The 21,743-nt window shown below is 52.3% G+C and carries 19 protein-coding genes; 7 read left to right on the forward strand and 12 right to left on the reverse strand.

Features of this window, described 5'->3' with window-relative positions; translation table 11 throughout:
* Window positions 1-138 precede the first annotated feature (138 nt).
* The 6 genes from KU854_RS22220 to aspA all read right to left on the reverse strand — a co-directional run bounded on the left by KU854_RS22220 (window position 139) and on the right by aspA (window position 8,182).
* Window positions 139-1,866: a sodium:solute symporter family protein gene (locus KU854_RS22220; RefSeq protein ID WP_218360492.1), complete on the reverse strand. Its 1,728-nt coding sequence runs from the start codon at window positions 1,864-1,866 to the stop codon at window positions 139-141.
* A 12-nt stretch (window positions 1,867-1,878) separates the two neighbouring features.
* The gene (locus KU854_RS22225; RefSeq protein WP_218360493.1) at window positions 1,879-2,151 is read right to left on the reverse strand and encodes a DUF4212 domain-containing protein; all 273 of its coding nucleotides are present in this window, start codon (window positions 2,149-2,151) and stop codon (window positions 1,879-1,881) included.
* Window positions 2,152-2,479: 328 nt separating this feature from the next.
* Window positions 2,480-3,118 (reverse strand): response regulator transcription factor, encoded by a 639-nt coding sequence (locus tag KU854_RS22230; RefSeq protein WP_218360494.1) that lies wholly within the window; start codon window positions 3,116-3,118, stop codon window positions 2,480-2,482.
* A 144-nt stretch (window positions 3,119-3,262) separates the two neighbouring features.
* Entirely contained in the window at window positions 3,263-5,092 is a 1,830-nt protein-coding gene (locus KU854_RS22235) for a protein-disulfide reductase DsbD (RefSeq protein WP_218360495.1), read from the reverse strand.
* A gap of 138 nt (window positions 5,093-5,230) precedes the next feature.
* The gene (locus KU854_RS22240; RefSeq protein WP_054780185.1) at window positions 5,231-6,538 is read right to left on the reverse strand and encodes an anaerobic C4-dicarboxylate transporter; all 1,308 of its coding nucleotides are present in this window, start codon (window positions 6,536-6,538) and stop codon (window positions 5,231-5,233) included.
* A gap of 183 nt (window positions 6,539-6,721) precedes the next feature.
* Window positions 6,722-8,182 carry an aspartate ammonia-lyase gene (gene aspA, locus KU854_RS22245; RefSeq protein WP_218360496.1) on the reverse strand — a complete coding sequence of 487 codons (1,461 nt, stop codon included), beginning with the start codon at window positions 8,180-8,182 and terminating at the stop codon, window positions 6,722-6,724.
* 416 nt (window positions 8,183-8,598) lie between these two features.
* Between aspA and KU854_RS22250 the strand changes: the two genes are divergently transcribed.
* A complete protein-coding gene (locus KU854_RS22250; RefSeq protein WP_218360497.1) occupies window positions 8,599-9,099 on the forward strand; it encodes an FxsA family protein in 501 nt (166 codons plus the stop codon).
* A 65-nt stretch (window positions 9,100-9,164) separates the two neighbouring features.
* Here the strand turns inward: KU854_RS22250 and KU854_RS22255 are convergent, their stop codons facing one another.
* From KU854_RS22255 to KU854_RS22270, 4 genes are read right to left on the reverse strand one after another with little or no spacing between them, the layout of a single operon-like run.
* Window positions 9,165-11,120: an acetoacetate--CoA ligase gene (locus KU854_RS22255; RefSeq protein WP_218360498.1), complete on the reverse strand. Its 1,956-nt coding sequence runs from the start codon at window positions 11,118-11,120 to the stop codon at window positions 9,165-9,167.
* 8 nt (window positions 11,121-11,128) lie between these two features.
* The gene (maiA, locus tag KU854_RS22260) at window positions 11,129-11,749 is read right to left on the reverse strand and encodes a maleylacetoacetate isomerase (protein WP_218360499.1); all 621 of its coding nucleotides are present in this window, start codon (window positions 11,747-11,749) and stop codon (window positions 11,129-11,131) included.
* A 29-nt stretch (window positions 11,750-11,778) separates the two neighbouring features.
* The gene (locus KU854_RS22265) at window positions 11,779-12,762 is read right to left on the reverse strand and encodes a fumarylacetoacetate hydrolase family protein (protein ID WP_218360500.1); all 984 of its coding nucleotides are present in this window, start codon (window positions 12,760-12,762) and stop codon (window positions 11,779-11,781) included.
* 31 nt (window positions 12,763-12,793) lie between these two features.
* Complete coding sequence (locus KU854_RS22270) at window positions 12,794-13,930, reverse strand: homogentisate 1,2-dioxygenase (protein ID WP_218360501.1); 1,137 nt, start codon at window positions 13,928-13,930, stop codon at window positions 12,794-12,796.
* 253 nt (window positions 13,931-14,183) lie between these two features.
* On the opposite strand from KU854_RS22270, the gene KU854_RS22275 reads away from it, so the two are divergent.
* From KU854_RS22275 to KU854_RS22290, 4 genes are read left to right on the forward strand one after another with little or no spacing between them, the layout of a single operon-like run.
* The gene (locus tag KU854_RS22275) at window positions 14,184-15,212 is read left to right on the forward strand and encodes a TRAP transporter substrate-binding protein (protein ID WP_218360502.1); all 1,029 of its coding nucleotides are present in this window, start codon (window positions 14,184-14,186) and stop codon (window positions 15,210-15,212) included.
* Window positions 15,213-15,217: 5 nt separating this feature from the next.
* Complete coding sequence (locus KU854_RS22280; RefSeq protein ID WP_218360503.1) at window positions 15,218-15,721, forward strand: TRAP transporter small permease; 504 nt, start codon at window positions 15,218-15,220, stop codon at window positions 15,719-15,721.
* The gene (locus KU854_RS22285; RefSeq protein ID WP_218360504.1) at window positions 15,721-17,022 is read left to right on the forward strand and encodes a TRAP transporter large permease; all 1,302 of its coding nucleotides are present in this window, start codon (window positions 15,721-15,723) and stop codon (window positions 17,020-17,022) included. Before KU854_RS22280 ends, KU854_RS22285 begins: the two co-directional genes overlap by 1 nt.
* 29 nt (window positions 17,023-17,051) lie before the next feature.
* On the forward strand, window positions 17,052-17,516 hold the full coding sequence (locus tag KU854_RS22290; RefSeq protein WP_054780182.1) for a MarR family winged helix-turn-helix transcriptional regulator: 465 nt from the start codon (window positions 17,052-17,054) through the stop codon (window positions 17,514-17,516).
* On the opposite strand, the gene KU854_RS22295 is transcribed toward KU854_RS22290, so the two are convergent.
* Window positions 17,510-18,865 carry an MATE family efflux transporter gene (locus KU854_RS22295; RefSeq protein WP_218360505.1) on the reverse strand — a complete coding sequence of 452 codons (1,356 nt, stop codon included), beginning with the start codon at window positions 18,863-18,865 and terminating at the stop codon, window positions 17,510-17,512. The genes KU854_RS22290 and KU854_RS22295 overlap by 7 nt on opposite strands.
* Before the next feature lie 307 nt (window positions 18,866-19,172).
* Here KU854_RS22295 and KU854_RS22300 point away from each other — a divergent pair, with 307 nt between their 5' ends.
* Both KU854_RS22300 and groL read left to right on the forward strand, forming a co-directional pair.
* Complete coding sequence (locus KU854_RS22300) at window positions 19,173-19,463, forward strand: co-chaperone GroES (protein WP_218360506.1); 291 nt, start codon at window positions 19,173-19,175, stop codon at window positions 19,461-19,463.
* A gap of 42 nt (window positions 19,464-19,505) precedes the next feature.
* On the forward strand, window positions 19,506-21,140 hold the full coding sequence (gene groL, locus KU854_RS22305; protein WP_054780181.1) for a chaperonin GroEL: 1,635 nt from the start codon (window positions 19,506-19,508) through the stop codon (window positions 21,138-21,140).
* A 403-nt stretch (window positions 21,141-21,543) separates the two neighbouring features.
* Here the strand turns inward: groL and KU854_RS22310 are convergent.
* Window positions 21,544-21,743: hypothetical protein (locus KU854_RS22310; RefSeq protein ID WP_218360507.1), on the reverse strand; the 200-nt coding region annotated here is incomplete at its 5' end.

Below are 21,743 nucleotides of genomic sequence, written 5' to 3' on the forward strand. Positions count from 1 at the left end.
TAATCTGTTCTTTTTCGTCCTTGAGCTGAGAGATACCTTACCACACGCGGTATCTCAGCGAGGATAAAAAAAGCCCCGTGGTGGGGCTTTTTCATCGTAACGTGATGCCTATAGCGCAATGGTACAGGCGCTTGTTACTTAGTGGTCGTGTGCCTGGCCTGCGCCGCCCGGAATACGGACGTGCTCAACCAAATCCTTCACGTGTTGCGGTGTCGCTTCAGTCACGCGGGATACTGCAATCGCCACGATGAAGTTCACCAATGCACCAATCGCACCGAAGGCGTTTGGTTCAATACCGAAGAACCAGTCGCTGCCCCAGCTCTGCAGGAATTTCCAGTCTGCAACAAACAGGATCCCTTTGTGCTGGAATACGTAGAACAGGGTGACAGTAATACCTGCAATCATACCTGCGATTGCGCCTTCCTTGTTGATGGTTTTCGAGAAGATACCCATCATCAGAGCCGGGAAGATGGAGGAAGCTGCCAAGCCAAAGGCCAGGGCCACCGTACCGGCTGCAAAGCCTGGCGGATTGAGGCCGAGGTAACCTGCAAGACCAATCGCAACCACCATGGCAAGTCGGCTCGCCATCAGCTCGTTCTTCTCAGAGATATCAGGCTTGAGTATACCTTTCAACAAGTCATGCGATACCGCTGACGAGATGGCCAGCAGTAGACCCGCAGCCGTTGACAGTGCCGCTGCCAGACCGCCTGCTGCAACCAGAGCGATAACCCAGTTAGGCAGTTTCGCAATCTCTGGGTTTGCCAGCACCATGATGTCACGGTCAACTTTCAGCTCGTTAGTTGCAGCGTCTGAGGTGTAGTTGATGATGCCGTCATTGTTCTTGTCGTCAAAACCAAGCAGGCCGGTTTTTTCCCAGTTTTTAAACCACTGTGGACGTTCGTCATACGCAAGGTTCTGACCAGGCGCAGGGTTTACTGTATCCATCAGGTTCAGACGTGCCATTGCCGCTACTGCAGGGGCAGTGGTGTACAGAATCGCGATGAAGAACAGTGCCCAACCCGCAGAGATACGCGCATCACGTACTTTCGGTACGGTGAAGAAGCGGATGATAACGTGTGGCAGACCCGCAGTACCGATCATCAGGGACATGGTGTAGACGAACATATTCAGTGTATCGCCGCGCACCTGTGTGGTGTATTCGGTAAAGCCAAGCTCAGAAACCACCTGATCGAGTCGGTCCAGCAAATAGGTGTCGGTGCCAGTCATGGTGCTGCCCAAGCCGATTTGTGGCAGTGGGTGACCGGTCAGCTGCAAAGAGATAAAGATAGCTGGGATGGTGTATGCCAGAATCAGTACACAGTACTGTGCAATCTGGGTGTAGGTGATGCCTTTCATGCCGCCGAGTACTGCGTACATGAATACAATCGCCATACCGATGTAAAGGCCTGTGTCATAGTCCACTTCCAGGAAGCGGCCAAATGCCACGCCCACACCTTTCATCTGACCGATAACGTAGGTGATCGATGCGATGATAAGACAGATGACAGCGACCACACGTGCGGAGTTGGAGTAGAAACGTTCGCCGATAAACTCAGGTACGGTGAACTTACCAAACTTACGCAGGTAAGGGGCAAGCAACAGAGCCAGCAGTACATAACCACCGGTCCAGCCCATCAGGAATACAGAGCCGCCGTAGCCCATAAAGCCGATAAGACCTGCCATTGAAATGAACGATGCAGCAGACATCCAGTCTGCGGCTGTTGCCATACCATTGGCTACCGGGTTAACGCCACCACCGGCAACATAGAACTCTTTCGTAGAACCAGCGCGGGCCCAGATCGCGATACCAATGTAGAGCGCGAACGTAAAACCAACGACAAGGTAAGTAACGGTTTTCAAATCCATGATTACGACTCCTTACTCGTCATCATCGACGCCAAACTCTTTGTCGAGTTTGCGCATCTGAAAGGCATATACAAAAATGATGGCCAAGAAGGTGTAAATTGACCCTTGTTGTGCGAACCAGAAGCCGAGCTTGTAGCCGCCAATACGGAATTCGTTGAGTTGATCAACAAACAGGATGCCGCATCCAAACGACACCACAAACCAAATGACCAGCAGACCTACCATCAACCGGACGTTTTTAGCCCAATAGGCTTTGGCGTTATCTTGTTTCTGTTCCTCAGACATCACCATCTCCTTAAGTGACGAGTTAACGGATTGTTACGCTTCGACAATAGCAGTAGGTGTGCAACTAAACACTGCAACTTTAGTCGAGCGACAAAAGTCGTTAACTGTCTGCTTTTAAGGGGTTTCTGTGATGTGAGGCAATCTTTGGTGGCATTAACAATTTATTAACCTAGCCAAAGGTCTAATAGGCTTTAGGCGAAGGTGAGAGATGGTTTTAATCCGCGGTCAAATTGCAGGATGTAACAATTGAAAGCCACGCAGTGAAAGGCGTCAGCGATCAGGTTTGGTGAAAACAAGAAAGCCAGCGCGAGGCTGGCTTGGGGAGGGGTCAGATATCCTGATCCGTTTGTTGCAGCAGGATAACCGCCTGAGTGCGGTTTTTAACGCCGAGCTTGCGGAAGATAGCTGTCATGTGCGCCTTGATGGTCGCTTCGGACACATCCAACTCGTAGGCAATCTGCTTGTTGAGCAGGCCATCGTTGAGCATGTTTAGCACTTTATATTGCTGTGGGGTCAGGGAGGAAATCTTGTCCATCAGCGACTCTTCATCGCTTTCCTCACTGAAATCAATGCCGCTTGGATAGCAGGTTTCTCCTTCCAATACCCGGTTCAGGCTGCTGATAAGCTCGCGCATGTCGCTGGATTTGGGGATAAAGCCAATCGCACCATTGGATTTGACCTGGCGGATGACGCTGGGCTCTTCACTGGCGGAAATTACTACAATCGGCAATTCAGGGTATTGGACACGAAGGTGAATAAGACCAGACATGCCGTTGGCTCCGGGCATTTTCAGATCGAGCAGCAGCAGATCGATATCAGGCTCTTTGTCGAGCAGGGCGGTGAGACTGTCGAGAGAGTCGGCTTCGAGCAGGTTAGCGCCACTGATCGCCATATGCACAGACTGGAAAAGTGCATTGCGGAAGAGAGGATGGTCGTCTGCGATAACGATGGTGTATTGAGCGTCCATGGCAAATTCATTAATACCCGTTTAACAAAAACGCTAACACCGCGACGGGGATTGATCAATTTGCTTCGCCGGGAAGTAAGAGCTTGATCCCCCGCCATTTGTGGGCAATGTCGTGGGGATCAAGTTTGGTTGCAACTGACGTTTTTATTTAATCAGCTGATTTTGTTCAAGATGTGTCAGGAAAGGTGCGGCTTCCATAAACCCGGTCAGGCGGGCATCCGGAAGTGGGTTACCGCTGGCATCCCAGAAATCAATCGTAGGCAGTCCAAGTACGTTCAATGATGTCAGCATTTTGATGTCCTGTGGGCGGTTTGCCGTGACATCTGCTTGCAGCAGCACGAAGTTTTGCAGCTCGGGAGCAACCTCGGCGTTATGGAAGGTGTACTTTTCAAACTCCTTACAGGCCACACACCAGTCGGCATAAAAATCCAGCATCACAGGCTTGCCAGCCGCTTTGGCTGCTGCCAGTTCACGGTTCAAATCGTCGATATCAGCGATTTTAATAAATTCCACCGAGGGCAGTTCTGCTTTGGCTGCCGGCGTAAAGACGGCGTTGTAGGTGTACACCGATGTGCCGCTCAGTCCCAAAATGGCAATGATACCCAGCACGCTTGCGAATTTACCTGGCTGCAGTGTACGGCTGATATGATACAGCCAACCCAGGGAAACCAGCGCCCACGCCGCCCAAAGCCAGACGCTGACGGTTTCTGGCAACAGGCGCTCGAGCAGGAAGATTGGTGCGGCAAGCAATACCAGACCAAAGAAGACTTTGACCCTGTCCATCCAGGCGCCGGCTTTTGGCAGCAGTTTGTTGCCGAACATGGCGGCCACAATCAGTGGGATCCCCATACCCAGTGCCAGTGCGTACAGAGTGACAGCGCCGGTTAGCAGGTCGCCACTTTGTGCCACGTACAACAGAGCACCGGACAGCGGTGCCGTGGTGCAAGGCGAGCAAATCAGGCCGGAAATCGCACCCATGGTGAACACACCCAGGCTACTGCCGCCCTGCTGCTGGTTACTGAGTTCGCTCAGTTTGGTCTGCAGGCTGGCCGGAAGCTGCAGATTGAACACGCCAAACATCGACATCGCCAGTAAGACAAAGACAGCACTCAAACCAATAAGGACATACGGGTGCTGGAAAGCAGCCTGAAACTGCAGGCCAGCCGAAGCGACAACCAGGCCAAGCAGCGTGTAGGTCAGCGCCATACCCTGCACATACAGCATGGAAAGGCGGAAAGTCTGGCCGTGGGATTTCTTACCGCCGCCCAGCACGATACCGGTCAGGATCGGGTACATCGGCAGGACACATGGGGTAAAGGCAAGGCCAATTCCCAGCCCTAAAAACAGCAGTGGCTGCCACCAGTTGTCGCTTAGGCTACTGACTTCCGTGTTTGAGCTGCTGCTACCTGCCGGTGTTTTTGATACCGAAGCGGGTGCGCTTTGTTCTGCCATAGAAGAGGGACTGTCGGTTGGCTGTGAAGACAAATCCCCAGTTGATGCTGTGACGGCTGCCAGCGGTACGGTGACTGTTTCCGGCGGGTAACAGAACCCGGCTTCTGCGCAGCCTTGGTAGGTCACACGAAGCTCTGAATTGTTGGTCGCCTCAAGCAGAGGCACGGTCACGGTCAGCGGCTTTTTGAAGATCGAAACTTCACCGAAAAATTCGTCGTGATACGGCTGTCCGCGACGCATTTCAAGCGCGCCAATCCGGGTACCTTCGCCAGGTTTTACCTCAATTTTGTCCTGATAGAGGTAGTAACCGGGGGTGACCTGCCAGTCGAGGTAGACCCGATCGCCCTGTTGGGTGAAGTTAAATGGAAACGCCTGATCAACCGGCACAAAGCCCGGTGCGCTGTTTGCCGCCGGGGCAGGTGAGTTGAACAGGGTAAACTCCGCTTTCGCGGGGAGGGCACTTAGCAGTGCCAGCGCAAAAAGAGCAAAAAGTCGTGAGCCTATTCTGGTCATGGCCTTCATCAAATCGGTTACTTCAAAGGGTTGGTTGAACTATATCACTGAGACCGGGAAAGCCCGAATTCGTTTCCCGATTGTTTACAAAAACAAAGAGGACGCCGAAGCGTCCTCAAATTTTGGTCGTTTTAACCGGCGCTGCGATTACAGCATGATGCCGCCAACCACAAAGCCCAGGGCTACTGACGTTGCGATGGTCACAACACCTGGAACAAAGAACGGGTGGTTGAAGACCAGGTTACCGATGCGGGTTGAGCCTGTGTCATCCATTTCTACCGCCGCCAGCAGGGTTGGGTAAGTCGGCAGAACGAACAGTGCGCTTACCGCTGCGAAAGACGCGATGGCTGTCAGTGGTGCCACGCCGATTGCCAGCGCCGCAGGCATCAGGGCAACGGTGGTTGCACCTTGTGAGTACAGCAGCATAGACGCAAAGAACAGTACCAGCGCCAGCATCCATGGGTAGTCTTTCAGCAGGCTGCCTGCCACTTCCTTGATGCCGTCAACGTGGCCGTTTACGAACGTTGAACCCAGCCATGCCACACCCAGTACACACACACACGCAGTCATACCTGAGCGGAATGTCGGTGCAGATGGAATGTCGGAAGCATCGATTTTGGTGAAGAACACGATCAGCGCTGCCGCTGCCAGCATAAAGGTCATGATGGCTTCGTTACGGCCCAGTGTTGGGTTGTCAATCAGGCCGATAGAGTCTGAAATTGCCGCTGCGTAGGTCACAACCAGTGCAATCGCTGCCAGGAAAATGTAAGTCGCGGTTTTTGCCGTTGGGGCGATTTCGCGTTTCTTGGTGCCTTGCAGTTTGATCAGACCCTTTGCCAGACGGTCCTGGTACTCAGGGTCATCTTTCAGTTCACAGCCCATGAAGTTTGCGACAAATGCGCCAACCATACAGGCAACAAAAGTGGTTGGGATACAGATAGCCAGCAGGGTAAGGTAACCGATGCCCAAAGGCTCAAGGATGCCAGAGAAGAACACCACCGCCGCTGAAATTGGGGACGCAGTGATCGCGATTTGGGATGCGACAACGGCGATAGAAAGCGGGCGTGAAGGACGGATACCTTGTTCTTTCGCTACTTCTGCAATCACTGGCAGGGTAGAGAATGCCGTGTGGCCTGTACCTGCCATCAGAGTCATCAGGTAGGTCACGATTGGGGCATAGAAGGTAATTTGTTTTGGGTTCTTACGCAGGAAGTTTTCTGCTTTTTCAACCAGCCAGTCCATACCACCGGCCACTTGCATGGCTGCAATTGCGGTGATCACTGACATGATGATCAGAATAACATCGATAGGGATAAAGCTTTGTTTGGTTGGCATACCCAAAATAAGAGAAAGGGCGATAACACCCGCGCCACCGGCAAGGCCGATCCCGATACCGCCAATTCGTGCACCCATATAGATGAACGCGAGAACGACGAACAACTCTACTGCTACCATAGGTAACTCCTTAAACATCTTAAAAAAAGAAAAACCAAACGAAGCTACTTTCGTCCGTGACGCTACCCTGCGTCTGTCGCTGAGTTGGATGGTCAGGTCACTGTCGGTGATGAAAGTCTCTTGGTTTGGTATTTCAAAACGTAAAAAAGGGTACTCGTAATGAGTACCCTTTAGATGCTTTGCTTAGTTATAGCGTTTTGCTTTGTACTGAGGGTGCATCAGGTTTTCGACAGAGAAAATATCGTCGAGCTGCTCTTCGGTCAACAGGCCGCGCTCCAGCACTACTTCACGTACGCTCTTACCGGTTTCTGCACAGATCTTACCAACGATGTCACCTTCGTGGTGGCCGATGAACGGGTTCAGGTAAGTCACGATACCGATTGAGTTGTAAACGAACGCTTCACAGATTTCTTTGTTTACTGTGATACCGTTGATGCACTTCTCACCCAAGTTCACACATGCGTTGCCCAGGATTTCGATAGATTCGAACAGCGCCTGGCCAATCACTGGCTCCATCACGTTCAGCTGCAGTTGGCCTGCTTCTGCCGCGAAGGTTACCGTGGTGTCGTTACCGATCACTTTAAAGCACACCTGGTTTACCACTTCTGGGATAACCGGGTTTACTTTTGCTGGCATGATAGAAGAACCCGCCTGCATTTCTGGCAGGTTGATTTCGTTGAAGCCAGCGCGTGGGCCAGAAGACAGCAGACGCAGGTCGTTACAGATCTTAGACAGTTTCACTGCCAGACGTTTCAGCGCGCCGTGAACCATCACGTATGCACCACAGTCAGAGGTTGCTTCGATCAGGTCTTCTGCTGGGGTGCAGTTCAGGCCGGTCACTTCTGCCAGACGTTGTACTGCCAGTTGCTGGTAGCCAGCGGCTGCGTTCAGGCCGGTACCGATAGCGGTCGCGCCCAGGTTCACTTCCAGCAGCAGTTCTGCAGTGTATTTCAGGTTCTTCACTTCTTCTTTCAGAAGTACTGCGAATGCGCGGAATTCCTGACCTACAGTCATAGGTACAGCGTCCTGCAGCTGGGTACGGCCCATTTTCAGGATGCCTTTGAACTCTACTGCTTTCGCATCGAATTCACCTTGCAGGTATTCGATAGATTCAATCAGTTTCAGGATGCTGTTGTATACCGCGATACGGAAACCGGTTGGGTATGCACAGTTGGTAGACTGGCTCTTGTTCACGTGATCGTTAGGGTTGACGATGTCGTACTCGCCTTTGTCTTTACCCATCAGCTCAAGTGCCAGGTTTGCGATCACTTCGTTGGCGTTCATGTTTACAGAAGTGCCTGCGCCGCCTTGGTAAACGTCAGACGGGAACTGGTCCATGCACTTGCCGGTTTCCAGGATCACATCACACGCTTTGATGATGTAGTCGCCGACTTCTGCAGGGATAACACCCAGCTCTTTGTTCGCCATCGCTGCCGCTTTTTTGGTGAATACCATGCCGCGAACCATTTCAGGAACGTCAGAGATGGTAGTGCGGGAAATGTTGAAGTTCTCGATAGCGCGCAGGGTGTGAACACCATAGTAAGCATCTGCAGGAACGTGGCGTTCGCCAAGCAGATCTTCTTCAATACGGGTAGCAAGTTGAGGGTTGTTCAGGTTGTTTTCGAAGTCGATCGTCTGAGACATGATTTGGCCCTAAATGAAATATATATTGGTTATTCTGTAGCCAATGATTTCGCTGTAGAGTCCATTCATCAGAGATTTTGGCTGGGTATCTAGGAACTTATACCCTATTCATGCTGCAAGATTGTACACCGACGTTTCGGTAAAAACATGAGTGAGATCACCATTCAAAACTAAGTACCACGATTTGCATGGATCTGTGATCTTGATCGCTAATGCCTCTGTTACCCGTTGTTTCTCTTTGTTTTCTTGCTTGTCAGAAACGTATTGATACCGTTAATTTCTGTACAATCCATGCCCATGTCGTTTAAAACTTCGCGACATATTGCCCGTTAATCAACGTTGCGTAACATTGGCGGATGTCATGCCGGTTGCCGGTGATGTTACTATGAAGTCAGACACCATCATGAGGGTTTACCGTGTTTCCAATTTTGTTGTTGATGTTCATTACTGTACCTGTAATTGAAATCGCCCTGTTTATTCAGGTCGGTGGCATTCTGGGGCTTTGGCCAACGGTGGCGCTTATCCTGATCACAGCGATTGTCGGTGCATCGTTGGTGAGAAGTCAGGGCTTGCAGACTCTGGTTACGGTGCAGCAGCGTATGCAGAAAGGCGAATTGCCGGCGCAACAAATTGTGGAAGGCGTAATGCTGGCAGTGGCGGGTGTACTGCTTTTGACGCCAGGCTTTATGACAGATGCCATGGGCATGGCCGTGCTGTTGCCTTGGCCACGTGCGTGGCTGGCCAAACAATTGATGGGCAAAATCAAGGTGGCCAATATCCAGACGGGGTTTGGCGGCCAACAGGGCCCGTATGGCCAGGACCCTTTTCAGCGTGGCCCTTATGACAGCCAGCAAGGCGGTAACACCTTTGAAGGTGAGTACCAGCGTAAGGATGAAGACCGCGACCGCCTGAACTGATCGCCGCATTATCTAAAGCAAAGCCATCCCGAGGGATGGCTTTGTTGTTTCTGACAGACGGTATGTTAATGCTGGAGCTCAGGACGTGCCTTGTATTGCTCCAGTGATTCGGGGTTATCCAGCGCGCTGAGCTGGGCAACCTCCCTGCCATGCACCACATCACGTACCGCAAGCTCCGCCAGTTTGCCGGATTTGGTGCGCGGGATATCGGTGATAGTCAGGATTTTGGCCGGGACATGCCGTGGGGTGCAACTGGTGCGGATGGTGGTGCGGATTTTCTGTTCCAGTTCGCTATCCAGCACTTGGCCGGGTCTGAGTTTCACAAACAGCACCACCCGGACATCATTGTTCCAGTCTTGCCCAATCACCACGGAATCGAGCACTTCGTCGAGTTGATTAACGTGGCGGTAGATTTCAGCGGTACCGATACGCACACCGCCGGGGTTTAAAATGGCATCCGAGCGGCCAAAGAACACCATGCCACACTGGCTGGTGAGTTCTACGTAGTCGCCATGGAACCAGATATCCTCAATCTTATCCCAGTAGGCATTGTGGTAACGCTGGCCGTCGTCATCGCCCCAAAATCCGACGGGTTGGTTGGGGAAACTGTTGCAACACACCAGTTCGCCTTTTTCTCCCTGAACCGCTTTCCCTTCATTATTAAACACCTCGACATCCAGCCCAAGGCCTCTTACCTGGCTTTGACCCCGGTACACAGGAGAGATTGGGCTGCCAAGGACAAAGCAGCCACAGATATCGGTGCCCCCGGCAATCGAGCTAAGCTGCAAGTCCGGTTTTACCTGACTGTACACCCAGTCAAACTGCTCCGGCGCCAGCACTGAGCCAGTTGAACACAGGGTTTTCAAGGTGGTCAGGCTATGATGTTCTTTGGGGTTGTAACCATGCTTTTCCAGCGCTTCAAGGTATTTGGCTGAGGTGCCGAAAAGCGTCACTTGTTGTTTGTCGGTCAGGCGCCACAACACGCCCGCGTCAGGGTAAAACGGTGAGCCGTCGAACAGTACCAGAGTGGCTCCACTCAGCAGGCCACTGGCCAGCCAGTTCCACATCATCCAGCCACAGGTGGTGAAATAAAAGAAGCGATCGCCGGCTTTCACATCCGAGTGCAATTGGTGCTCTTTGATGTGGTTAAGCAACATGCCGCCGACACTGTGGATAATGCATTTTGGCTTGCCCGTAGTGCCCGAGGAATAGAGCACGTACATAGGGTCGTTGAAGCCGGCCCGGGTAAAGGTCAATGGCTCGGCAGGTTTGGAAACAATGGCTTTCCAGCAGGTCTCGCCGCTGCCTGGCGGCGTGCCGCCGACATAGGGGATCACCACCATGTGGGCGATGTTTTCCACGCCTTCTCGAATTGCGCGGGCTTTGCTCAGGCAGTCGTGACTTTTCCCGTTGTAGTGGTAAGCATCCGTGGTAAACAGCACCTTGGGCTGGGTCTGGCCGAAACGGTCGAGCACGCTGTCGACGCCAAAGTCCGGAGAGGTTGATGTCCATATCGCCCCAAGTGAGGAGGTGGCCAGCATGGCGATAACGGTTTCGGCAATATTGGGCAGGTAGCCCGCCACCACGTCGCCTTTTTCAATGCCGCACGCTTTGAGGTAAGCGGCAATGCAACTGACCTGATGCTCCAGCTCCCGCCAAGTCAGGTGTGTGGCCGTTTCATCCTCCCCGGAGAAGACAATGGCGTCTTCATCGGCGCGGGTTGCTGCCCAGCGCATTACGTTTTCAGCAAAATTGATCCTGGCATCGGGAAACCAGCGGCTTTCTTTATTGGGAGCGGATGGGGAGCGCGCGATTACTCGCTCCCCGCGGTCTCCGACCACACCGGCGAAACGCCAAAGGCTGTCCCAGAAGTGTTCACTCTCCGCGACCGACCAGTTATAGAGTTGGTCATAACCGTCAAGGTTCAGTGCGTATTCCCGATTGACCTCATGGATGAATGCCGTGAGGTTGGCATTGGCGAGACGCTTTGCGTCTGGTCGCCAAAGTGGCTGTTGCGGCATGCTTTCTCCTACACGTTGTCAGGGTGCGCTTGCTCAAAAGCGGATAATGCCTGGCAGCGCTGTTCTATCTCTTTCAAAGTGGGGTAAGGGGTCAGATCGAGTGAGAAACGACGGGCATTAAACAGTTGTGGGATAAGGCATATATCGGCAAGAGTCGGGATCTCATCGCAGCAAAAGGTGGTTTGGCTGCTTTCCACTTTCTTTTCCACCGCGGCGAGACCAAGCCTGAGCCAGTGAAGATACCAGTCCAGTTTTTCTTCCTCACTGTGGCCCATTGTGCCAGTGAGGTGTTTAAGCACGCGAAGGTTGTTCAGGGGATGGATGTCGCAGGCAATGTCGAGGGCGATTGCCCGGCAACGGGCGCGGGTAACGGGATCCGCCGGCAATATCGACGGAGAGGGGTAAGCCTCTTCCAGATACTCAATGATGGCGAGCGACTGGGTCAGCACCTTGCCGTTATCAATCAACGCCGGCACCAAACCGCTGGGGTTCAGTGCCAGATAGCTGTCGCCCCGCTGGTCACCGTCCAGCAGGGAAACGGTTTGTGACTGATAGGCCAGTCCCTTTAGGTTCAGCGCAATACGGACACGGTATGACGCTGACGATTTACTGTAGTCATAGAGTTTCACGACGCGCTTCCTTTCTTCGTCCGTTGCCGTTATCGCGGGTAAGGCACCACCTTCTGCTCAATCCTTCCGAAGATTGAACGATCTTCCTTGTCATGCATCTCAATACTGACCTTATCACCATAGCGGAGAAAACCGGTGTTTGGAGAACCATGATCCAAAATTTCCAACATTCTCTTTTCAGCAATGCAACATGAGCCTTTTGAACGGTCGAGGTTGGATACCGTCCCTGACCCAACAATGGTGCCTGCACCCAGGTGACGGCTTTTGGCGGCGTGGGCGACCAGCTGGGCAAAATCGAAGGTCATATCTACCCCGGCATCCGGTGCGCCGAACAGGTTTGCGTTAAGGGTGACTTTCAACGGAAGGTGCACTTTTGCGCCCTGCCAGGCATCACCGAGTTCGTCCGGTGTCACTGCGACGGGAGAAAAAGAGGAGGCGGGTTTGGACTGGAAGAAGCCAAACCCTTTGGCCAGTTCACCCGGAATGAGGTTACGCAGCGAAACGTCATTGACCAGCATCAGCAGTTTGATGTGGCCAGCGGCTTCTCCGGCTGGTGTCGCCATAGGGACGTCATCGGTGATCACGGCGACTTCTGCTTCAAAGTCACAGCCCCACGCTTCGTCACACAGCTCAATATCATCACGTGGGCCGATAAATTTGTCAGAGACACCCTGATACATCAGGGGGTTAGTCCAGAAACTTTCCGGCATCTCGGCGCCGCGGGCTTTGCGCACCAGCTCTACGTGGTTTACGTAGGCACTTCCATCCGCCCACTGGAACGCGCGCGGCAGCGGCGAATCACAATCGGCTGGGATAAAGGGGAAGCGACCGGCGGCGCGGTTATCATTGAGCGCTTCATAACGTGCCTGAAGAAGTGGCGACAGGGTTTCCCACTCATCCAGCGCATCTTGAAGAGTGAGGGCGATATCGGACGCGTCGACAGCCTGGGTCAAATCACGGGAGACCAGTATGAGTTTTCCGTCTCGGCGGTGTTTCAGGGAAGCCAGTTTCATTCTCTATTCCTTATTCTGTTGTCCGCGTTATTTAACTGCGTGCTGGTGTGCGCCAGGACTGGACATAATCGTCAAGCTCGGTCTGTTTCGCTGCATCCCCCAAATCGAGCGGCATACGGGTATCAATCATCACCGCCACTTCATCGGTTTCGGCTCTGGCCGCTTTCGCCCCGGTAGCAAAGGCTTTGGGGTGCGGGCCGTGGGGGAAGCCGCAAGGATGCAGTGTCACCATGCCGGGATGGATGTTGTCGCGGCTGAAGAACTCCCCTTTGTGATAGAAGATCACTTCATCATAGTCATCATTGTTGTGGTAGAAGGGCACTTTGAGTGCGCCCGGGTCAGACTCGATCGGCCGTGGCACAAAGGTACAAATCACAAAACCATTGGCGACAAAGGTGATATGCGCCGAAGGCGGCAGGTGATAACGGTGGCTCATCAATGGGCGGATATCGCGCCAGTTGAGGCGGAATACTGTGAGGTTGCCTTTCCAGCCGACGGCATCGAGTGGGTTGAACGGGTAAGTGATGCGGTTTAATGCGTCGCGGGACTTGAGGTAGACCTGCCACGGCTTTTCTTCCGCCTGTTGCGCCATAAATGCGTCATCGATCTGCGGGTATTCGAGCACGGCCGGATCAAAGATGGCGTGATCGCCGACGATCCCCCGTTCTGCCGACATATAGGATCCATAAGTCGCCTCAATCATCAGCATAGTAACGGGCGTGTCCGGTTCAATACGCCAGTTGGTGGAGCGGGGCAGGATCAGGTAGTCGCCATCTCGAAAGCGCAGATGGCCGTAATCACAATACAGTGACCCGGTGCCCTCATGGATAAACAGGCATTCATCGCCATCGCCATTGCGGACCAAATAATCCATGGCGGTATCACAGCGCCACAAGCGCACTTTGATGTTGGCGTTGGACATCAATAATGCGGCGGTTAACGGGTTGTCGCCCGCCTCTTCAATCCGGTTGGTATCAAAGGCGTGGGGACGGAGGTCACCTTCCCATTCTGTCCAGCCTGTTGGGGCATTTTGGTGGTACATGTGGGTCGCAGGCCCGAAAAAACCTTCCTTACCGCATTCACGCTCGTACGTCCCTTCGGGTAAATCACAATGTGCCTGTCTGGATGCTTTCCCTTCGGTGATGGGAAATGAAAACCACTTACGCATAGCTCACTCCTGAGTATGAAAATGGTATCAACTGAAACAGCAATATCGTTTCAATTGAAACTAAATTGTCGTTTTAGTATCGACATAATCTCTCTCATTGCAACAATAAATTTACCTTAATGTTAAAAATATGTTGCCATCATCCCATTCTCATGCTTGTATTTCTAAGGCGCACGGCTTTCGTGTGCATCGGATACAGGAACCTTCTGTGTAACCTTTTGGTTGCATTTGAAACAAATATGGAGTCGTTAACATGTGGAAACGTGAAGCAATTTCCTGGTCTTTGGCCGCTGTCGTTCTCAGTTTCTCCTTCACCCTTCAGGCTGCCGAGACAACTCTTCGCATCAGCTCCTGGGCATCACCCAACCATGGTATTAACGCCAAGGTGTGGCCGACTTGGGGCAAGTGGGTAGAAGAAGCGACCGACGGACGGGTCGATGTCAAAGTGGAATACAACATGGGCCCACCACCGGCTCAGGCTGATTTGGTGTTAGATGGCGTGGCGGATGTCACCTGGTTCTTCCATGGGTTTAAGCCAGGACGTTTTGAGCTGACCAAACTCCCTGAAATTCCCACTTTTGATAACACACTTTCTTCGGAAGATGCCTCAGTAGCTTACTGGCGCACCTTTGATAAATACCTGAAAAAAGGTAAGGAACATAAAGGATTGGAAGTGCTGGCGGTGGGCGTTCATGGCCCGGGTGCCATTATCTCCCGCGAACCCATAAACAGCTTTGCTGATCTGAAAGGCAAAAAGATGCGTGTGGCCGGGGATGTGATGACCACGTTGGCTGAACGCATGGGCGTTGTGCCTGTCGCACTGCCACCCAACAAGGTGTATGAAGCGTTGTCGCAAGGGGTAGTGGATGGCGCGTTCTTTACGCTGGAAACCCTGAAAAGCTTCCGTTTAAACGAAGTGGCACCGTATACGGTGTCATTCCCTGGCGGCTTATACCGCGGCAGCTTCAGTATCCTGATGAACCGCGACACCCTGGACAGTTTGTCAGATCAAGACAGGGAAGCGGTGCTGAGCGTATCCGGTGAAAAACTGTCCCAACTTTTTGGCCAGATGATGGATGAGGCTGACGCTGCCGGCGTCGCCGACAACCTCGCTAAAGGCACACCTGTGGTTGAAGCGGATGCTCAGATGGTGGCTGAAGCGAAAACTTTGGCTGAGGGTATCGAAGCGCAATGGCTGAAACAGGCCGACGGGCGCATAAAAGATCCCCAGGCAGCCCTCGATTACTACCGCGAACAAGTCTCATCGTTTAATGGGCAGTGAGCATCATGACTGCTTTGATTCGTTTTAGCGGCCTTCTGCTGGAAGGTATTATCGCCCTGGCGCTGATGCTGATGATGGTTGCCACGACAGTGGATGTTGTCGGCCGCTACTTTTTCAATGCCCCGCTGAGCGGCGGGGTGGAGATCATTGAACTGACACTGGCCGTGGTGGTGTTTGGTGCCTATCCCCTGGTGACCTGGCGGCGCGCGCATATCTGTGTCGATTTGCTGGATGACTATGTGCCGGACAGTTGGGTGCGCTGGCGTGAAGTGGTGATTAACCTTGTCAGTGCGGCAGCTCTTGGGCTGGTGGCGAATAAAGTTTGGCTGCTTGCTGACCGCGCTCTGGGTTACGGTGATGAAACCGATGTGCTGGCCATTCCCACTGCCTATCTGGTCTATTTCATTTCAGCGATGAGCTGGTTTTCTATGCTGGCCGCTTTGGGGTTGGTTGTCGCCTTAGTGCTTCGCCATCCTGCTGTTTCCCCTTCACCTTCGGAGCATAACTGATGACGGAAACCCTGATTGGATTTGCAGTCCTTCTTCTTTTGGTGCTCGCACGGTTTCCGCTGGCTTACAGCATGGGGATCGTGGGATTTGTCGGCTTTGCCTGGCTGATTGATTTTAACTGGAATGCCACCTTGTCTATGGCGGCGCGCCGCATTGTGGATACCGGGCAGGACTACAGCCTGTCAGTGATCCCGCTATTTATCCTGATGGGAAACCTGGTGAACAAGGCCGGTATTTCCAGTGAGCTTTACCGTGCCTCCAATGCCTTTGTCGGTCATCGCAAGGGTGGTTTGTCGATGGCGACCATTCTGGCCTGTGGCGGTTTTTCGGCCATTTGCGGTTCTAGTCTGGCAACAGCGGCGACCATGTCGAAAGTCGCGATGCCCCCAATGCGCCAGTACGGCTACCGCGACTCTCTGGCATCGGCTTCGATTGCCGCTGGCGGCACGCTGGGTATCCTTATTCCCCCCAGTGTGATGCTGGTGGTGTATGGCTTGCTGACTGAAAGCAGTATCCGCGAGCTGTTCGCGGCAGGGTTAATTCCCGGTTTGCTTGGGGTCGTCCTCTACTTACTGGCTGTGAAATGGGCGGTCTCCCGCGATCCGGAAAGTGCCCCTCCGTTGAAAGCATTGAGTTGGCCGGAGCGATTTGCGGCGCTCAAAGGCGTGTTGTCGACATTGGTGCTGTTTGTTCTGGTGATGGGCGGTATCTATGCCGGGGTATTTACGCCCACAGAAGCGGCGGGTATTGGTGCGGCGGGTGCATTTGTCATTGCTTTGCTTAAGCGACAGCTCAGCCTGCCGGTACTAAAAGAAGTATTGGTCGATACGGCCATTACCTCTTCGGTATTGTTCAGCGTGGTGATTTCAGCCCTGATTTTTTCCAACTTTATCAACCGCGCCGGGTTTACTGATGAACTCCTGATGTGGGTAACAGGCATGGAGTTGTCACCCTTTGCGGTGATGGGCATTATCATTCTGGTTTACCTGCTGCTCGGCTGTGTGTTTGAAAGTATGTCGATGTTGCTGCTTACCGTGCCGATTTTCTTTCCACTGGTGCAGAGTCTGGGTTTTGACCTGATTTGGTTTGGCATTCTGGTCGTGGTGGTGACGGAAATCAGCCTTATCACCCCGCCGGTGGGGATGAATGTGTTTGTGCTCTCAGGGGTGATCAAGGACATCAGCACCAAAACTATCTTTCGTGGTATCGTCCCGTTTTGGGTGGCAGACATGGTCAGGCTGGCGCTTATCGCCTTTATACCGGCGATTTCCCTCGCGCTTCCTCACTGGCTTTATGCCTGACCCCGCGTTAATGCAGTAAAAGGATTCACATGGTTAAGCCTGATCTTTCTCTTGATAATTTCCTTCCTTATAAGCTGGTGCAAACCGCGGAAAAGGTGGCTGACAGCATGGCGGCCATTTATGAGAATGAGTTTGGAATATCCCGGCCGGAATGGCGCATACTCGCGTCTCTGGGCGCGCGGGATGGGGTGATGTCGAGGGATTTAGCCCGCGAAACCAGCCTGGATAAAGTGAAGGTATCGCGCATTTTATCCAAGCTGGAAGAGCGCGGCTGGGTTAGTCGGGAAGCGCATGCTACCGATCAGCGTGCGGCACTGGTTCGGTTGACCGATGACGGCAAGGCGCTTTACGACCGTATTGTGCCGCGGGTATTGGAGTGGGAGCGTTCCATGCTGGATGGCCTGACGGGCTCTCAGTACCGTGATTTGTATCAGGCTCTTGATGCGCTGCAACTGCGAACGCGCCAACTGGCAGATGATGGTCTGGACTACTGACCGGCTTTCTGGGCGAGCAGCGGGATGCTGCGCCGAAGTGAGAGTGCGTAGAGATAGGCCAAGACACCGGCAATCCCGTTGGCGACTGCGATGCCGATAAACATCCCTTCCGTGCCATCCAGATAACGGCCGATCCAGGCCATAGGTAGCAGCAATACAAACAGGCGCACCAGGTTCATGGCAAAAGCATGAACCGGTTTTTTCATCGCGTTCAATGCACTGACCAGCATCATCATCACGCCCTGCGTGCCATAACTCACCGGTACCACAATCAGGTAGTGCCAGAGTTTATCCTGCACCGCAGGTTCTTGGCTGAACAGTGCGGCAATCGGCAGGCTGAGTGGCACCATGGCGATAAACACGATGAACTGAAACAAAATGGAAAAACGCATTGCGCGGAACAGGCCTTCAAAAGCCCGCGATGGGTTATCAGCTCCAAAGTTTTGCGCCATCAAAGGCGTGAGGGCTGATGTCAGCGCCATCATCACAATTAACAGCAATGACTCAACACGCTGCGCTGCGCCATAAGCTGCAACTGCTGCGGTACCTTGCGCGGCCAGCATCGCCATCAATATCGCACCGGAAATCGGGTTAAGTGCATTGGACAATGCAGCCGGGGTGCCGATAGCCAGAATGTCTTTCCAGTCCTGCGCTATCTTGCCCGGCGAAGGCCAGGCCAGCAGTTTTTCCCTTCTTATTAACACGTACAGCGAGCAGACCAAGGCGCCCGCCCAGCTAATCGCGCTTGCAATAGCGGCGCCTTTCACACCAAGGGCGGGAACTGGGCCCAAGCCGAAAATCAGTAATGGGTCGAGAAGGCCATTAATAAAGCCGGCGACAACCATGATTTTGGCTGGCGTCTTGGTATCGCCCGTGGCACGGATGGCCGAGTTGCCCGCCATCGGGATCACCAATAGCGGAATGGTGAGATACCAGACTGACATATAGTCATGGATTAAAGGCAGCAGGTTGTCCTGCGCGCCGAGCAGACGGAAAAGTGGGTCGATGGTGGCAAGACCTAATGCGCTAGCACCAATCACCAGTATCACAGCCAGCAAAAGACCATGACCTGAGAGCCGCGCCGCGTTGATTTGGGCATTCTGCCCGAGAAGACGTGCAACGCCGGTCGAGATCCCAACGCCAATTCCCATGGTGATGCAGTTCACTGCAAAGGTGATGGGAAAGGTAAAACTGACAGCAGCCAGTGCATCGGTTCCCAACAGGGAAATAAAGAAGGTATCGACGAGGTTAAACGCCAGGATCGCCACAAGGCCAAACACCATAGGGATGGTCATGTTTTTCAGCGTTTGATCGATAGGGCCGGAGAGCAGGCCGTGTTTATCCTTCATTCCAATCTCGATAAGAGGTACTGCTGGGAAGACGACGAAGATGCAAAGTTGCATATCGTGTTAATTGCAAAGGCAGCGCTACCCTAATTCATAGAATGTGATGGGGCAAAAGGTATTGAGCAAAAAAAAGAAAAAATTTGCGTTCCGCCCCTTGGGATTGAGATAACCCATCCCCACGTTATACGCAAATCAACTTGAACCTTGAAATGACGCGTCTTTCAGGGATTCAAAACTTCGGAACCTGCTTTGTGTGGCAAGTTCCAATTCCTTTATCACACGGATCACTACATTTATCAGGAGACGACCGATGAACATTCGTCCATTACATGATCGAGTAATCGTTGAGCGCCAACAAGTTGAATCTAAATCTGCTGGCGGCATCGTTTTGACTGGTTCAGCTGCAGAGAAATCTACCCGTGGCGTTGTGCTGGCGGTAGGTAAAGGCCGTATTCTTGAAAACGGCAATGTGCAGCCACTGGACGTTAAAGTTGGCGACACTGTTATCTTCTCAGAAGGCTACGGCACCAAGACCGAAAAAATTGACGGTAAAGAAGTCCTGATCCTGTCTGAAAACGACATCATGGCTATCGTTGAGTAATTTCTATTTCACTGAAAAACAGATTTAAAAAGGAAGAGAGAAATGGCAGCTAAAGACGTTAAGTTTGGCAATGATGCACGCACAAAAATGCTGGAAGGTGTAAACGTTCTGGCAAACGCGGTAAAAGTGACTCTGGGCCCTAAAGGCCGCAACGTGGTTCTGGACAAATCGTTCGGTGCACCAACTATCACCAAAGACGGTGTGTCTGTTGCGCGTGAAATTGAACTGGAAGACAAATTCCAGAACATGGGCGCACAGATGGTGAAAGAAGTTGCGTCTAAAGCAAACGACGCAGCGGGTGACGGTACCACTACCGCAACTGTACTGGCTCAGGCAATCATTACTGAAGGTCTGAAAGCAGTGGCTGCGGGTATGAACCCAATGGATCTGAAGCGTGGTATCGACAAAGCAGTGGTTGCTGCGGTTGAGCAACTGAAAGCGCTGTCTGTTGAGTGTAACGACACCAAAGCTATCGCGCAGGTTGGTACTATCTCTGCAAACTCTGATGAAACCGTAGGTAACATCATTGCAGAAGCGATGGAAAAAGTAGGCCGCGACGGTGTCATCACTGTTGAAGAAGGTCAGTCTCTGCAAGACGAGCTGGATGTGGTTGAAGGTATGCAGTTTGACCGTGGCTACCTGTCTCCATACTTCATCAACAACCAAGAGTCTGGTTCTGTTGATCTGGAAAGCCCATTCATCCTGCTGGTTGATAAGAAAATCTCTAACATCCGCGAACTGCTGCCTACGCTGGAAGCAGTAGCGAAATCTTCTCGTCCACTGCTGATCATTGCAGAAGACGTAGAAGGTGAAGCACTGGCAACGCTGGTGGTGAACAACATGCGTGGCATCGTGAAAGTGGCTGCTGTTAAAGCACCAGGTTTCGGTGACCGTCGTAAAGCGATGCTGCAAGACATCGCGACACTGACTGCAGGTACTGTTATCTCTGAAGAGATCGGTATGGAACTGGAGAAAGTGACGCTGGAAGATCTGGGTCAAGCGAAGCGTGTTTCTATTACTAAAGAAAACACCACCATCATCGATGGCGCGGGTGACGAAGCATCTATCCAAGGCCGTGTTGCTCAAATCCGTCAGCAAATCGAAGATGCAACTTCAGACTACGACAAAGAGAAACTGCAAGAGCGCGTTGCGAAACTGGCAGGCGGTGTTGCGGTAATCAAAGTTGGCGCAGCAACTGAAGTTGAAATGAAAGAGAAGAAAGACCGCGTAGAAGACGCACTGCACGCGACTCGCGCAGCAGTTGAAGAAGGCGTGGTTGCTGGTGGTGGTGTTGCACTGATCCGCGCGGCAAGCAAAGTTGTAGACCTGAAAGGTGACAACGAAGAGCAAAACGTTGGTATCCGCGTTGCACTGCGCGCTATGGAAGCACCAATCCGTCAAATCGCACTGAACGCTGGCGACGAAGATTCTGTAGTGGCAAACCAGGTTAAATCTGGCGAAGGTAACTACGGTTACAACGCAGCGACCGGTGAATACGGTGACATGATTGAGATGGGTATCCTGGATCCAACCAAAGTTACCCGTTCAGCACTTCAGTTCGCAGCATCTGTAGCAGGTCTGATGATCACTACAGAAGCTATGGTGACTGAGCTGCCAAAACAAGACGGTCCTGCAATGCCTGATATGGGCGGCATGGGCGGTATGGGTATGATGTAATCATCCCACGTAAAAAAGAAGAAGCCCGCGCAAGCGGGCTTTTTTGTATCTAAATAAAGGGTTATTAGATCCGCCAAATTTATTGGGCTAGCGAGTAGCAATGATGGCGCAAAAATAATCATACGAATGTGTGGAGATGTGCTTTACTCAATAGTCTTGTGGGATTTAAACGGCGCGAAGACTTCTATCTAGCAAGTTTTGGATCCAAGCATGGGATCTTGATCGACAATGATCATCACTTTCTCTGTAGGCAAAATAGCCAAAAACGCAGGTTTTGAGTGTTATTTGAACACTTGAACGCGAAAGTGTGATTTTTTTCAAAAAAGCACTTGTGCCAAATCTCGAAGTCCCTATACTGCGCCACATCGACACGGCAAGCGGCTCACGAAGCAAGCGAACCAAGTCAACGTTCTTTAACAATTTGACCAATGCAATCTGTGTGGGCACTCGTCATTGATAGACAAAAAGATTTATCGACGAACTGAGTGACCAAACGAAACTCTTCGGAGTTATCGGCACAGTCAATTCGTTTTGCTTCTGCTTTTTTAAAAGCGGAGACAAAACAAAACAGTATTCGTTGAGCCAAAATTCTAATTGAAGAGT

This window comes from Enterovibrio paralichthyis (assembly GCF_019209835.1).
GTDB classification, from domain to species: domain Bacteria; phylum Pseudomonadota; class Gammaproteobacteria; order Enterobacterales; family Vibrionaceae; genus Enterovibrio; species Enterovibrio paralichthyis.

Bases quoted from the DNA above. Each gene is read 5' to 3' on its own strand.
- KU854_RS22220 (WP_218360492.1), bottom strand. From the start codon at position 1,866: ATGGATTTGAAAACCGTTACTTACCTTGTCGTTGGTTTTACGTTCGCG.
- KU854_RS22225 (WP_218360493.1), bottom strand. From the start codon at position 2,151: ATGTCTGAGGAACAGAAACAAGATAACGCCAAAGCCTATTGGGCTAAA.
- KU854_RS22230 (WP_218360494.1), bottom strand. From the start codon at position 3,118: ATGGACGCTCAATACACCATCGTTATCGCAGACGACCATCCTCTCTTC.
- KU854_RS22235 (WP_218360495.1), bottom strand. From the start codon at position 5,092: ATGAAGGCCATGACCAGAATAGGCTCACGACTTTTTGCTCTTTTTGCG.
- KU854_RS22240 (WP_054780185.1), bottom strand. From the start codon at position 6,538: ATGGTAGCAGTAGAGTTGTTCGTCGTTCTCGCGTTCATCTATATGGGT.
- aspA (WP_218360496.1), bottom strand. From the start codon at position 8,182: ATGTCTCAGACGATCGACTTCGAAAACAACCTGAACAACCCTCAACTT.
- KU854_RS22255 (WP_218360498.1), bottom strand. From the start codon at position 11,120: ATGCCGCAACAGCCACTTTGGCGACCAGACGCAAAGCGTCTCGCCAAT.
- KU854_RS22265 (WP_218360500.1), bottom strand. From the start codon at position 12,762: ATGAAACTGGCTTCCCTGAAACACCGCCGAGACGGAAAACTCATACTG.
- KU854_RS22270 (WP_218360501.1), bottom strand. From the start codon at position 13,930: ATGCGTAAGTGGTTTTCATTTCCCATCACCGAAGGGAAAGCATCCAGA.
- KU854_RS22275 (WP_218360502.1), top strand. From the start codon at position 14,184: ATGTGGAAACGTGAAGCAATTTCCTGGTCTTTGGCCGCTGTCGTTCTC.
- KU854_RS22280 (WP_218360503.1), top strand. From the start codon at position 15,218: ATGACTGCTTTGATTCGTTTTAGCGGCCTTCTGCTGGAAGGTATTATC.
- KU854_RS22285 (WP_218360504.1), top strand. From the start codon at position 15,721: ATGACGGAAACCCTGATTGGATTTGCAGTCCTTCTTCTTTTGGTGCTC.
- KU854_RS22290 (WP_054780182.1), top strand. From the start codon at position 17,052: ATGGTTAAGCCTGATCTTTCTCTTGATAATTTCCTTCCTTATAAGCTG.
- KU854_RS22295 (WP_218360505.1), bottom strand. From the start codon at position 18,865: ATGAAGGATAAACACGGCCTGCTCTCCGGCCCTATCGATCAAACGCTG.
- KU854_RS22300 (WP_218360506.1), top strand. From the start codon at position 19,173: ATGAACATTCGTCCATTACATGATCGAGTAATCGTTGAGCGCCAACAA.
- groL (WP_054780181.1), top strand. From the start codon at position 19,506: ATGGCAGCTAAAGACGTTAAGTTTGGCAATGATGCACGCACAAAAATG.